The following is a 13,424-nucleotide window of genomic DNA, read 5'->3' as shown; positions in this document are numbered from 1 at the left end:
GTCAGGCTCCATGTCGGGGATCGAAAACGTCACGCAGCCCATCGCCAAGCAGATTGAATGCAAGACTAACGAGCAAGATCATCGCGCCCGGCAGCGTTGCGACCCACCATGCCTCCAGCAGCACATTGCGACCCGATGCAACCATGAAACCCCATTCGGGGCTCGGCGGTTGTGAGCCGAGCCCGAGGAAACCGAGACCCGCGACCGTCAAAATGATGCCCGCCATGTCGAGCGTCGCCCGCACAAGAATTGACGACAGACACATGGGTACGATATGGCGCAACACGATACGGCTGCCCGATGCACCTTGCAGGCGAGCGGCGAGAATAAAGTCCGACCGTGCGATGCGCAGCGTTTCGGCACGCGCGAGCCGCGCATACGGTGGCCACGCCGTCAGCGAGATGGCGATTACCGCGTTGATCACACCGGGTCCCATTGCGGCGGCAAACGCGAGTGCAAGCACGATCTTCGGAAACGCAAGCGCAACATCGGTGATACGCATCAACACGCTGTCGACAAACCCGCCGCAGTACCCGGCTGAAGTGCCAATCAACAATCCGATCGGCACCACGATTATCACAACCAGCATCCCGATGCCCAGCGTGAGCCGTGACCCACCGATCAGGCGGGACAGGATGTCGCGCCCAAGATCGTCGGTGCCGAGCCAATGCGACGATGATCCTGGCGGCAATAGTCGATCAGTCAAGACTTGGCGCAGCGGTTCGTGCGGCAGGATCAGCGGCGCTGCAATGGCGACGATGACCAGAACGGTGAGCACGGCAAGTCCGAAAAGGTTCAGCGGATTTGTCGCAAAGCGACGCCAGCGACGGTAGGCAAGGCCCAAGGCAGCCTGGCCCCGAGAACCCGGTGCGTCACAGAGGAGCCATGCACGCAAAGACAGCTGCTCTCCACTCATGATTGGATACCCTCGGTACAAAGATAACGAAAAATTGCGGATAAAAATTTCATGTCGCTCAACGGGTACGCGGGTCGAAGAGGCGGTAGAGGGCGTCGGTCAACAGGTTGAGGGTGATGAACATCACGCCAATCACGAGCGTTGCGCCGAGCACCGCATTCATATCCGCATTAAGCAGTGCGTTGGTCAGATAGGAGCCGAGTCCTGGCCAGGCGAACACGATCTCGGTGAGCACGGAACCTTCGAGCAGATTGCTATATGTCAGTGCAATCACCGTCAGTAGCGGTACGACAATGTTGCCGAATGCGTGACGCCAGATAACAAGCCGCTCAGGTAGCCCCTTCGCACGCGCAGTCACCACATATTCCTGACTGAGTTGCTCGAGCATGAAAGAGCGCGTCATCCGGCTAAGATACGCAACCGAGTAGTAGCCGAGAATCGCTGCCGGTAACACAATGTGCGACAGCGCGTTTCGCAAGACATCCCATTCACCAGCCAGTGCCGCGTCGAGTAACAGACTGCCGGTGTGCGAATCAACCATCCCATCGTATGCGGGATCGAGTCTGCCCGGCCCCGCCACCCAGTGTAGCCGTGCGTAGAACAGAAGCAGACCCATCAGGCCCAGCCAGAAGACAGGTACCGAATTGCCGATCAGCCCGACAAAGCGCGCGAAATGATCGATTGGTTTGTTGTGCCTCGCCGCGGCCGCGACACCGAGCGGCACGCCAATCACAAGGCCGATCAGCGTCGCCAGCGTCGCGAGTTCGAGTGTGGCCGGAAAGACGCGCCGGATATCGTCAAGAACGGGGTTCGACGTCAACAACGAAACCCCGAAGTTGCCGTGCAAGGCATCTCGCGCATAAATCGCGAACTGCGTCACCAGCGGTTTATCCAGCCCGAGGGCGAGTCGTTCAGCAGCGTAGGCTGCAGCCGGCGCCCGATCACCGAGCACTGCGAGCACTGGATCCATAGGAAGCTCGCGGCCTATCACGAAGGTCAGCGCAAGCAGTCCCAGGAAAGTGATCGCGAGCGTAACGCCCCAGCGTAGTGCCCTCAGGGCGATACGCAAGACCGAATGCCGGGCCAGCGGCATGCGCCGCACATGGATAGATGAGACGTGGGTCGACATGGGGAGTGCCTTATTGCTTCCGCAATTTGCGATACGAGACGAGACCATTAGTGGGTCCGACTTCGAGCCCACTCACGCCAGGCCGCGTTGCCACCAGCGAAATCTTTTGAAACATGATCACGAACGGCGAATCGGCAAGCACTTCTTTCTGCATTTTTTGGTAAAGCGCCTGACGACGATCGGACGACGGCTCTGTCAGTGCAGCGTCAGTCTCCTTGGTAAGTTCAGGAATATTCCAGTTGTTTCGCCACGCGAGACTAGTGGTAGGCGCATCGTTGACACCCGGATTTCGCGCGAAGCCAGATGCCATGGTGTACGGATCCGTATAGTCTGCCGACCACTCGCCGAGATAGATGTCATGCTGGCGTGCCCGATATTTCGACAATGTCTGCTTGTTGTCCCCCGAAATGAGCGTGAGCTTTACTCCTGCCAGAGCGAAATTCGCCTGTATGGCCTGCGCAATTTGTGTATACGGGTACGCGTTGCGAACGTCCATCGTCACCTCGAAACCACTCGGCACCCCGGCTTTCGCCAGCAGCGTCTTCGCCTTTGCAACATCAAGATGGTAGGGGTTCTCATTCAATGCTCCGAAAAATCCATCGGGCACGAATGTCTGATGTACTTCATAGGTCGTTTTCAACAGGTTTCTTTGAATGCTCTCGTAGTCGACGAGCCACTCGAGTGCCTGTTGGACTTCCGCTTTGGCAAGGATCGGATTCTTCCTGTTCAGGCCCAGATAGAGCAGTGTCCCCTGCGGCACTGCAGTGACTTTCGCCTTGCCGCTTTTCTCGATGGCTACCAGATCATCGGGACTCAGGTTATACGCAGCGTCGACGTCACCGCTCTCCAGTAGCAGTCGCTGCGTTGCGGCCTCTGGAACGTGACGCAGCACGATCCGCTTCATCTCGAGTGGCGAGCGATAACCGTCGAACCGTTTCAATACGATATTCTGGCTCGGCGTCCATTTGACAAGTTCATAAGGACCCGACCCGGCTTCGTTTGTCTTCAGCCATCCGTTGCCGTAGTCGTTGCCTTGCACGTGTGACAGCAGTAACTTCTTGTCGACCACAGATGCCGGCCACGACCCCAGCACGTTCAGCACGAAACTCGGTGCGTACTTGCGGTCAGTCGTTACTGAAACGGTCAAGTCATTAATAGCTTTAACATTGGCGACTACATTTGCCTTGTCGAGACCAATCCTGGCCAGCACGCCAGCGGGACCCTTGCCAAGCAACACGGCGCGCTGGATAGACCACGCGACATCTTCAGCCGTCAATGCATTGCCGGAATGGAACTTGAGAGCGGGACGCAGATTGAATATGAAGGTGATGCCGTCCGGACTGACGCTCCAAGACTGCGCAACATCGCCATTGAATTTCGATGTGTCGCGAAAATCCCCCCTGACCAGCAGGTCATACGTGTTGGTGACGTATTCCATAGGCGAGATCTCGACGCTCTCGGCCGGATCGAGCGTGATGTACTCGTCGAGCTGCGTCGCGATCACAAAAATGTCTTTGGGCGTTTGCGCGTGTGAAACGGACGAACAGGTCATCGCGACAACAGCGACTGTCGCGAAGAACTTGGAAAGCATTCTCATGGATGAACCTCGATTCCGGTAAACATGAAGCCAGCGCGCATCACTCATGATGCGGCCTGCCACGATCTGGGTCGGTAACAGTAGCAAAGCTGGATCCGGCAGCCTAATGTCGATGCATGCTCGCGATGTGCGCTCGAACGCGCCCCGAGCGCGGGCTCCCCTAGTTGGTACTTCGGGTGGTGCGCCGACAATACTTCGACTCGCCGTAGTAAAACTTAGCGCTGGCGGGCAGCGTTGCATTCGCCATTCGTATGGCGTACTGGGCGGTAGTCATACTGTCTCCAAATTAGTTCTGTAATGACGGTTTTGACATCAGCCCACCCTTCGACTCATTGAAGAGCGGTTCTACGATCTGCTTCCCTAGCGAACGCCGTGTACGAAGCTGATTGCGCGGCCGAGAACGTGCGTTTTCTCCGGCCTCCCCGCCATGCGTTAGTACTGCTGTGCGGTACGAAGCGCGAGTTCCGTTGCCTCGGATCCGCTGTTGACGAAGAACACCTTATCGAGACCTTTTGACGCCAGAGCAGTGATCGACTCGGCGAGATTTTCGGCGGGCTCGCTGGAGAACTGAGTGCGGTAGGTGAAGCAAACCTTGTCGACCTACGTCGACAAACGTCGAGCACCTCGCGCACGCCATGACCAAATGGAAACGGTCATCGCGCCTCCCGATGCGTCGATATAGTCGAATCCAGACCGGTCATATGGCTACCCCTCCCACGCTCGATAAGCCGCTACTGCGGCCCGCCTGGCCGTTTCAGCAGAGGAGAATCCGCTCAAATGAATACGTATTCACATTCGGGCATTATTTGCCCTTTCGCCCTCGCATACCTCCGTAAGGCATGCTGGGTGGACTTTAGGCATGAGTCAGCGTGTCGGTAGACTGAATACGAATTCTATTTGACCCAAAAAATCGTTCTATCAGGAAGAACCCTAGGAGAAGCTGTTATTTTTGAAGACCCTAACGGCATACCCACAACCGACATGCTCGGTGATTCGCGTGCACCACGGCTCGCGCTCCGGGTAGCGAGCGAGATCGTTCTGGTGGCAGTCACCGTGCGTGTGTCCCTTTCCGCTGATTCGCGTACATAGTCTTTGTAGGGTGTTGATAGAGGTGGCCCCATTCGTTCGGACAGTAGTTCCGCGATTTAAAGTAGAAAGCGCTGGTCGTTACGCTGCCGTTTCTATCGCAGGCAGCATCGCGAAGTAAGCCTCATCCGGCGTCCGGTCTGCCAGATGGAGGGCGACAATCATTTTGGCCGGCGCATTGACTCATCAGAATTGCAACTCGCGCTGACCTGTTGCCTCACGTAGTTTGCTACCCGCCGGATTGTCCGGCGGGAGCGGCACGAAGTGACGAGGCAAATCAGCATGACGACACGCAAGGAGTTGGTCGCAGCATTGCAATTGCGGTATAGAAGCGCGACGTTCGGTGACCGGATCAGGATTCTCGACGAGTTCGTGGCTTTGACCGGCTATCACCGCAAGCACGCCATCCGGTTGCTGCGGGAACAACCGGGCCCAACGGAGGGCACACGCGAGCGCAACCGGTTATACGACGCGGCGGTATGCGAGGCGCTAACGGTGTTGTGGGAAGCGGCCGACCGGGTTTGTGGCAAGCGCCTGAAGGCATTGATCCCGAAGCTGGTTGATGCCATGGAACGGCACGGCCATCTCGAGCTGGATCCGGTCGTCAAGGCCAAACTCCTTCTGGTCAGCGCGGCGACCATCGATCGCCTGCTGGCCAATGCGCGTTTGCACATTGACGGGCAGCGCAAACGCCGCAAAGGTGTGGGCTCGGCCATACGGCGTAGCATCCCGGTTCGCACGTTCACAGACTTGCGCGATCCGCCGCCAGGTTTCTTCGAGATCGATATGGTCGAACACTGCGGCGGCTCAAAGACCGACGGCTCACACACAAGAGCTATAAGCACCCCAAGCCGTTCGAGGAGTGGGAGGTGCTGCTCAAGGAACACCACCAAGGCTACATTGACTGGGAAGAATTCGAGCGCAACCAGCAGCGGCTCGCCGCCAACGCCTATGGCAAGGCAGGCGACGTAAAATCGGGGCGTGGCGGGCGAGCCTTGCTGGCCGGTCTGCTTGGATGCGCGCGTTGCGGACGCCGTCTGTCGGTAGCCTATACTGGACGCACACCGCAACCCGTCTACCGATGCTATCGCTTTGACCTGCCACCGAAGTGCATGAGCTTTGGTGGCTCTCGCATAGACGCCGCGATCGCGAAGGAACTGATGCGTGTCGTGGAGCCAATGGCGATAGAGGCGGCCCTGCAGGCCGAGCAAATGCGTATGGACACCCTGAATGAGCAGCAGCGGATTATCGAACTCGACCTGCAGCAGGCTCAGTATGAAGCCACGCTGGCAGAGCGACGCTACGCCGCTTGCGATCCCGATAACCGGTTGATTGCCTCGCAGTTGGAGAAGAACTGGGAAGCAGCGTTGCGTCGTGTACAGGCCTGCCAGGCGCGTCTGGAGACCGCACGCACATCAGTGCCAGCTCGCACTGCTCCTGACTTCACCAAGCTTGCCGAGGACCTCGACGCCGCCTGGAATGCTCCGGGTGTCACCATGCGCATGCGCCAGCAACTGGTTCGGGCGCTGATCGTCGATATTGTCGCGGACGTGGATGAGGCAACGCGTGAAGTCATTCTCACGATCCACTGGCAAGGGGGCCAGCATTCACAGTTGCGCATCCGCAAGCCCAAGACAGGCGAACACGGATGCAGCACGTCTGACGAAGCGCTCGCAGTTATCCGCAGCATGGTTACCCGATGGTCTGATCAGGACATCGCCGCATCGCTAAACCGGATGGGAATACGGACGGGCCAAGGCAAGACCTGGACTTCGCATCGGGTTAGATCCGTACGGCACGTGCGCGACATCCATGCCTATAAATCGGCAGAGAAGGAGGGTGACTGGTTGACGATGTCCGAGGCAGCTGAAGTGCTTGGCGTCACCAATCATGTAATCCGCCGCCTGATCAAGGACCGAATTCTGCCCGCCGAGCAAGTAATGCCTGACGCTCCATGGCAGATCCGCGCAAGTGATCTGCATACAGAGGCAGTTGATGCCGCGCTGACTACCCGAAAGCTTCGCCCGTGTCGCAGCGCCATCGAAGGGCAACTCCCAATGTTTATCGAGGATTCAGAAGGAGGTGCACAATGAACGCCCCGTCGCCTTGGGCCGGAGGAACTATATGTTCGCTGGCTCCGACAGCGGTGGCGAGCGAGCCGCCGCAATGTATAGCCTGATCGGCTCGTGCAAGTTGAATGGCATCAACCCGCGCGCCTATCTGGAATACGTGCTTACGCACATCGCCGATCACCAGGCCAACCGCGTCGACGAACTGTTGCCCTGGAACGTCGCGAAGCATCTCCTCCGATCTACACCTGCCTCGGTTTGATCCCTTCTGGCAGCGGCAAGATGCGCCTGCCGTGTTCTTCTACGCTTGTTCAGAGAACTCTCAACGGCCCTCACGTGACGCTTACGCCGTTTGCGTACCTGCGCACGGTGTTTGAGCGCATCGCCAATCATCCCATCAACCGCATCGACGAGTTGCTGCCGTGGCGCCTGATGACGGCCGAACACGTCGAGCAGCAAGCCGCGTAATAATTCGATGGCCCAAGCCCGCAAGGCCTCCCTGCGACAGGTCAAAGCGCCAGTGCCCGACTACGTGCTGCGCGTTGAACTGCAATACATCAAGCCGGCAATATGGCGACGAATCATCGTCCCCGGCTCAATCAGGGTGGGCAAGCTGCATGTCGTACTGCTGCTGGCCATGGGTTGGGAAGGCGGACACCTGCATGAGTTCGTCTTCGGCGAAACCAACTATGGTGAACCGGATGACTTCGGATTCCCGAGCGATCCGCCAATGCTCAATGAAGCACGGGTCACGCTGGCGAAGGCGCTGGACGGGCTGAAGTCATTCACCTACATCTACGACTACGGCGGCAACTGGCAGCATCGTATCAAGGTCGAGAAAGCACTCGTGCCCGACCCGGACATGCGCCGGCCGCTATGCCTGGATGGGCAGAATGCATGTCCGCCGGAAGACGTTGGCGGAGTGCCGGGATATGCCGACTTCCTCGAAGCGATCGGCGATCCGACGCACGAGGAACATGAGCACTTCCTTGAGTGGTGTGGCGGTAGCTTCGATCCCGCCGCCTTCGATCTCGTGCTTGCGAACGTGCGGCTCTCAGAGGTCAAGTTCTGATCGTCAAGACGGCCTCGGTTTGACGCTTACTCTACATAGCGAAAAGCGACACTTATCGATGCCCTGCTGGTGAGCGGGCGATCCATCGATTCACGACTGTCGAGCATGACATGAATCTGCGAGTCTACTAGCCCAGCGCGTGTCCACCTTGCCATCTCGAGGAACGATGTTCACCGTCTGAGTATCGTCGAATTCGGCGATGGGAACACGAGAATGCGCTGGAAGTGATGCAGCGTCGGCTCGACCGGAAACCCGACGCCATGACCATCCGCAGAAGTACCGTTGAGCATGTCTTCGGCACGCTCAAGCACTGGATGGGCTCCGCACACTTCCTGACCAGGACGCTCAGGCGGGTGAGTACGGAGACGAGCCTTCAGGTGCTTGCTTACAACCTCAAGCGGGTCATGAACATACTCGGCGTTCAGGGAAAAGGAAGTGCTTGTCAGACGCGCTGCCGGGTCGGACGAATGCGGATATCGTCGATGTGCACGTGGGGGGGGCGTTCGAGTACGAACCAGATCGCCTCTACGACATCGACAGCAGCGAGAAACGGCCCTTGTTCCTGCTCCATCTGTGAGAACCGTTCCATATCGTAACCTGCTCTCGTCTGGAATTCCGTTTTCACGAAGCCTGGCTCGATGAGGGTGACGCGAGTGTTCCGGCTAGACATCTCCTGACGAAGCGATTCAACGAGGGAGTGCAACGCAAATTTGGTGGCACCATAGACTGGATTTGCGGCCGAAATGACACGCCCTACCGTTGAACCGATAACGACGATATCCCGCACCTGAGTCGATGTTTTCGCCGATGGGTTGAACCGTTCTGCACATGCGCGGAGCTGACGCATAGCCCCTAGGAGGTTGACGCGCAGAAGCTCTTCCCATTGCGTTTCGTCCGACGTTGTGATCGTACCGGATAGTCCGCGGCCCGCGCACAGTACGTATGCCGTCGGTGTTGCGCCGAACGTCCGTTGACTTTCGTCGAAGATTCTGTTGGCGTGGTCGGAATCGGACGCGTCTGATACCACACCGCACGCTCGCGGCACAGGGGTGCTGTGAGTCTCGCAAAAGGCATGGATGCGGTCGCCGCGTCGGCCGCTGACGACCACGCGAGAGCCTCGCTCGATAGCGGACTCGGCAAGTGATCGCCCAATCCCGGACGTGCCGCCAGAGATGGCTACAATATCGTGATTTTTCATCGAAATTTACCTAGTTCAGGTTTTCGCGAGCACGGCCGGCACGTGATCCATGCATGCGCCGGATGACTGAGGTGAACCAATAAGAAACCCAGAGTGGTAAAGACGGGATACGAAGAGATGTACCCATTCGGGCGTTATGGGGGGAAAATGAATCCCATTCTCTGCGAGCAACGCGAGCGTCTTGCCGTTGTCGTACCGTACGTTGCGGGCCCCGCGACTAGCCCAGAAATAGCCGACCGCGATGTCGTGCTCTTTGAGCTTTCCTGATGCAGCTAACGCCTCGTCAAGTCTGTCGGTTTCGACGGGTGTAATGTGCACTCCGACTGCCCGAAGGGCATCCACAAATTGGCTGGCCGGGACTGTGTTGTCACAGTCTACGTGATAGGTTCCACCCGCGAGATCACGATTCAGGGAGAGATGAACGATGCCGCGTGCGACGATGTCCACGGGACTGAGCGCCAGAGGTTCACTGTAAGTGCGTGGCGCATGACCCGAGCAGGCGATGGCGCGCAGACACTGAATCCAGCGGTTTGCGCCGGCGTTACGCTGAAAGAGGCCGGTACGGGAGTCACCCGTCACATTGCCCGACCGGTAGATAAACACGGTGTGACCCAGATATCCAAAGTCGCGGACAATAGACTCGGCCTCGAATTTTGCGCGTTCGTATTCGTTGAGAAACGTCTGCCCGATGTCTAAGGAATCCTCATCAAATACGCGCGGACTGTCCCCGTCGAACGAACCGCTGACCGCGAGGGTCGACATGAAGTGCAAGTCCTTGCTTTTCCCTGTTCCGACAAGTCGGAGGATTTCGCGGATGGGATGAAGGATGTTGGCTTGCATATCACGGCGAGCACCAACGAGCCGGGTATCTGCCGCTAGGTGGTAGATCGCATCGGCGTTCATCGCCACCCTTTCCCACGCTTCTTCGGAAATGCCGAGCGAGGGGCGCGTCATATCGCCGGTGAGCACCGTGATCCGGTGCATATGCGAATCTATTTCCCCGCGCCCAAAATACGCTCCCCATGCATCGAGCAGGCGGGCTTGCGGATTGGGAGAGGAAAATTGACGCACAATGCAGTAGATATGTGCGCGGCTATTGAGCAGCAGCTCACGAAGGACGTGAATTCCGATGAAGCCGGTCGCGCCAGTCAAAAGCACATTTCCGTACGCGCGGCGTCTGCCGGTTTTTTGTGCGGGCGCAAGTACTTCTGCAGGAATATTCCACAATGCCCCCGTCGAGTTCGATGCGAGGATGGACGGGGATGATTGACGTGCGGCAGCGAGATCAGGGCATTTCGCCAATCGCTGACGGAATCCGCGAAGATATGCTTGTATTGCAGATGAGGAGCAGGTGGATGCGTCGAAGTTCAGATCTAGTATCAGGCTTCCCTCGACAAGGCGCCCGGTCAACTTCAGACGGTAAACACGGTCGTTCATCTCGCCGCGCAAGCCCGGGAGCGAGAGCGACGCGGGTTTCAGCTTCCAGTCGTTGCGCAGGCCGAGCCGCGAGTGACCAACAAAGTTGAAACAGTATGGCGCTCTCCACTGTCCAGCGTCGACCAGACCGTATGCGTGCCCAAGGTTCGGCACGGCAGCGAGTCGATCGTGCAGCAGTTTTGGGAATTGTGGATCGGCGATCTGGTCATCCCGGAGGGATACTGGGAATGACGAGGTGAACCATCCGATCGTCCTAGAGACATCGATGTCGTCGGACAGGCAGAGGCGGCCGTGACTTTCAATCTGGACGTGAATTGTATTTTCGGGCCACGTCTGCGCACATTGCTCGATGTAGCATGCAAGAACGAAATGATCCACTGTCGTGCCGAGCGTGGCGGCTGTCTCAGTCATGATCTCAGTTTCTGCGGGCGAGAGTGTCAACCACCCTGTATGGGCATCGCGCTCCGTGCCCGCCCCGGAGCGTCGTCCGTGTGCAGGCGGCAGGTGTTGCCAATGCGGAAGGTCAGCCGCTAGCTGCGACCGATTGCTGAGCAGATGCTTCGTCCAAACGCCAAATGGTGTCGGCTGACCGGTGCTTGCCTCAGGTTCAGCACCACGTGCTATTGCGTAACGGCGCATGAGTTCGTCGAGCAGGACGCGCCAGGAAATGACGTCGATGACGAGGTGATGCGCGACCAGCAAAAGATATTGCCGGGTACGGGTGAGCAGGAGCTCCGCGCCAAACACCCGGCCGTCAAAAATGTCGAGCGATCTCTCGAGCCGGTTGTAGCGGCTTTTCACTAGCGGTTCGAACACCTGTGGCACGTCCATCGATGAGCCCGCAGCTGCATGGACTGACAGGACGTTTTCCCGACGGATCATGGGTTCGAAGAACCACTTCCCGGACACTTCGTCATGCATGAACCGCAATCGCAGCGAATCGTATTCGTCGACAACGCGGTCGAAGACCGGAGCGAGAAGTTCCGGATCGACGTTCATACCCAACTCGAGCAGCATCGATTGCGTCCAGCGGTTCGGCTCGGCAAAACGCTGGGAGAAAAACCACGTCTGAGCCGGGGAGCAGGGATAGGGCCCAGTGTGCACAGCCTGATCGTCGGGCATTGGGGCTCGCTCCGGCGCGTGTCCATCACACAAGGCAACGAGTCCACGAACAGTCGGGCAGGCTAAGAAGCCGCGTGCGGTGACAGGAAGACCCGCGAGTTGAAGCTCGGATATTAGTTGAATGGCGTCAAGTGAGTCAGCTCCAAGTTCGAAGAAATTGTCGTCAGCGGTCAAGTGTGAAGTGCGGCAGAACGCGCCAAACTTTTCAAGGAGCCTGATTTCTAGCGGCCTGTCTTCGCGATCGCTAGAGGCGCGAGATGGAACGTCGTGCCGGGACCGTACGAGGCCCGCGAGTGATGTTCGCACCAACACTGCGTCAAGCTTGCCGTTGGGATTTGTGGGCAGGCGGCCATAATGCTCGATGACGGCCGGAATCATATGCGCCGGCAAGGTCTGCTGCAAGTGGGTACGTATGGCAAGTGCATTACGGTTCGTGCCTTCGTAGCCACAGAGCAAATAATCGCGTTCGTCTTCTCTGTGATGCACCACGATTGACTGCTCGATACCGTCGACCTGACGTACAGCTTGCTCAACATGGTCGAGTTCGACGCGGTAGCCGTTCACCTTGACTTGTCGATCTACGCGGCCGAGGAAGGTGACCAGCCCGGACTGATCAATGTGAACGCGGTCGCCGGTTCGGTAGAAGCGTTGATCCATACCTTCGGGGACGACGAATCGCTCTTCCGTCAGATCGGAGCGCTTCCAGTAACCCTGTGCAACGCTCGGCCCGCCGATATATAGTTCGCCCTCCGCCCCCGAGTATCTGAACGCGCCATCAGCACACAGCACGCACAGCGTGGTTTGTCCAAAGGAACGGCCGATCGGCACGGATTGTTGACCGTCCTCAGGAAGCTCATGGGCATTGACAGAACACACTGTTACGCCGATGGTGGCTTCCGTCGGTCCATAGTGATTCAACAGCTGTTGCGTTACACCGCTTTCAAGCGTGGTGCGCGCAAGTTTGGCTTGGAGCCGCTCCCCGCCCAGAAAGAGCCAGCGAAGCGGGGCTCTGCCAGGCAAGTACTGCTTGCAGGCGGCAAGGATGGAACGCCAATGTGTGGGGGTGATTTTCAGCACATCGACCTGGTTGGCCGCAAGTGCAGATGCCAGCGCAGTCGGATCCTTGCGCTCGAAATCGTCCGCGAGATAGAGCGTTCCTGCCGTCCAGAGTGAAAGGAATAGGCAGGTATTTCCCAAATCTGCAGACAGGGTGCTGACATGCGCGAATGTCATGGGACCGACGATGCCGAGGCGGGTAGCAAGTCCTTCGCAATAATGAGCCAAGTTAGAATGTGTGACCGCGACACCCTTCTGCTGCCCCGTTGAGCCGGAGGTATAGAGAACATAGGCCGGCGCATCACCTGGGACCTTTGGCAGCTCGCGGCAAACCGGTGCGAAGGATCGGGATTCATGCTGCATCAAGGGTACCGGCATCCACGGGATGCCTGACGAGTCGGTCCCTGCAGGGGCATCACCGAGCGAGAGCACCAGACTAGGAGCGATCTGCTGTATGCGATGAAGTTCCTCGTCGCGAAAGCCCGATGCCTCCACGACGGTGTAGGCCGCACCGCTCAGCATGATGCCGATCATGCCAACGACGAGTTCGAGCCGGCGTGGCCCGTAGAGGGCCACGAGCTCGCCCTCTCCGATGCCGCGTTCGAGAAGTGCAAGGGCAATGGTTGTGGCATCGCGGCTGAGTTCCGCGTATGTCACCATGTTGCTACTGGAGCGGAGCGCAATCCGGTCACCTGCCGTCGTCGCGAGGATACATCTGAGTGCGTCGAGAAACATACCATTC

General features: G+C 58.2%; 6 protein-coding genes and 5 pseudogenes. 5 read left to right on the top strand and 6 right to left on the bottom strand.

The annotated features are described in order from the left end of the window. Position 1: 1 nt before the first annotated feature. The 4 genes and pseudogenes from BPHY_RS37775 to BPHY_RS44400 form a co-directional block, all read right to left on the bottom strand. Positions 2 to 916 carry an ABC transporter permease gene (locus BPHY_RS37775; RefSeq protein WP_012406706.1) on the bottom strand — a complete coding sequence of 305 codons (915 nt, stop codon included), beginning with the start codon at positions 914 to 916 and terminating at the stop codon, positions 2 to 4. A 58-nt stretch (positions 917 to 974) separates the two neighbouring features. Then, a pseudogene (locus BPHY_RS37770) lies at positions 975 to 1,982 on the bottom strand (ABC transporter permease); the annotation flags it as partial. 73 nt (positions 1,983 to 2,055) lie between these two features. Continuing rightward, on the bottom strand, positions 2,056 to 3,636 hold the full coding sequence (locus BPHY_RS37765; RefSeq protein WP_052306276.1) for an ABC transporter substrate-binding protein: 1,581 nt from the start codon (positions 3,634 to 3,636) through the stop codon (positions 2,056 to 2,058). 438 nt (positions 3,637 to 4,074) lie between these two features. Beyond that, positions 4,075 to 4,179, bottom strand: a pseudogene (locus tag BPHY_RS44400) (hypothetical protein); the annotation flags it as partial. Between the two features lie 1,334 nt (positions 4,180 to 5,513). Here BPHY_RS44400 and BPHY_RS37755 point away from each other — a divergent pair. The 5 genes and pseudogenes from BPHY_RS37755 to BPHY_RS40995 form a co-directional block, all read left to right on the top strand. Next, a pseudogene (locus BPHY_RS37755) lies at positions 5,514 to 6,821 on the top strand (helix-turn-helix domain-containing protein); the annotation flags it as partial. 1 nt (position 6,822) lies between these two features. Beyond that, positions 6,823 to 7,059 (top strand): annotated as a pseudogene (locus BPHY_RS37750) (transposase domain-containing protein); the annotation flags it as partial. A gap of 74 nt (positions 7,060 to 7,133) precedes the next feature. Beyond that, entirely contained in the window at positions 7,134 to 7,265 is a 132-nt protein-coding gene (locus BPHY_RS41000) for a transposase domain-containing protein (protein ID WP_407671305.1), read from the top strand. A 7-nt stretch (positions 7,266 to 7,272) separates the two neighbouring features. Further along, the gene (locus tag BPHY_RS37745) at positions 7,273 to 7,869 is read left to right on the top strand and encodes a plasmid pRiA4b ORF-3 family protein (RefSeq protein ID WP_012406703.1); all 597 of its coding nucleotides are present in this window, start codon (positions 7,273 to 7,275) and stop codon (positions 7,867 to 7,869) included. A gap of 29 nt (positions 7,870 to 7,898) precedes the next feature. Further along, a pseudogene (locus BPHY_RS40995) lies at positions 7,899 to 8,291 on the top strand (transposase); the annotation flags it as partial. 20 nt (positions 8,292 to 8,311) lie between these two features. Here the strand turns inward: BPHY_RS40995 and BPHY_RS37740 are convergent. Together BPHY_RS37740 and BPHY_RS37735 are read right to left on the bottom strand one after the other, a co-directional pair. Continuing rightward, positions 8,312 to 9,067, bottom strand: coding sequence for an SDR family oxidoreductase (locus tag BPHY_RS37740; protein ID WP_012406702.1), 756 nt, complete (start codon positions 9,065 to 9,067; stop codon positions 8,312 to 8,314). Positions 9,068 to 9,082: 15 nt separating this feature from the next. After that, positions 9,083 to 13,417 (bottom strand): AMP-binding protein, encoded by a 4,335-nt coding sequence (locus BPHY_RS37735; RefSeq protein WP_012406701.1) that lies wholly within the window; start codon positions 13,415 to 13,417, stop codon positions 9,083 to 9,085. Between the last annotated feature and the right edge of the window lie 7 nt (positions 13,418 to 13,424).

Origin of the sequence: Paraburkholderia phymatum STM815, from assembly GCF_000020045.1 — a bacterium.
In the GTDB taxonomy this organism is placed as follows: Bacteria; Pseudomonadota; Gammaproteobacteria; order Burkholderiales; family Burkholderiaceae; genus Paraburkholderia; species Paraburkholderia phymatum.
Note: the sequence above shows the minus strand (reverse complement) of the source record. Positions and strands in the feature narration are given on the sequence as shown.

Excerpts from the sequence above, each read along its gene's own strand:
- BPHY_RS37775 (WP_012406706.1), bottom strand. The coding sequence starts at position 916 with ATGAGTGGAGAGCAGCTGTCTTTGCGTGCATGGCTCCTCTGTGACGCA.
- BPHY_RS37765 (WP_052306276.1), bottom strand. The coding sequence starts at position 3,636 with ATGCTTTCCAAGTTCTTCGCGACAGTCGCTGTTGTCGCGATGACCTGT.
- BPHY_RS37745 (WP_012406703.1), top strand. The coding sequence starts at position 7,273 with ATGGCCCAAGCCCGCAAGGCCTCCCTGCGACAGGTCAAAGCGCCAGTG.
- BPHY_RS37740 (WP_012406702.1), bottom strand. The coding sequence starts at position 9,067 with ATGAAAAATCACGATATTGTAGCCATCTCTGGCGGCACGTCCGGGATT.
- BPHY_RS37735 (WP_012406701.1), bottom strand. The coding sequence starts at position 13,417 with ATGTTTCTCGACGCACTCAGATGTATCCTCGCGACGACGGCAGGTGAC.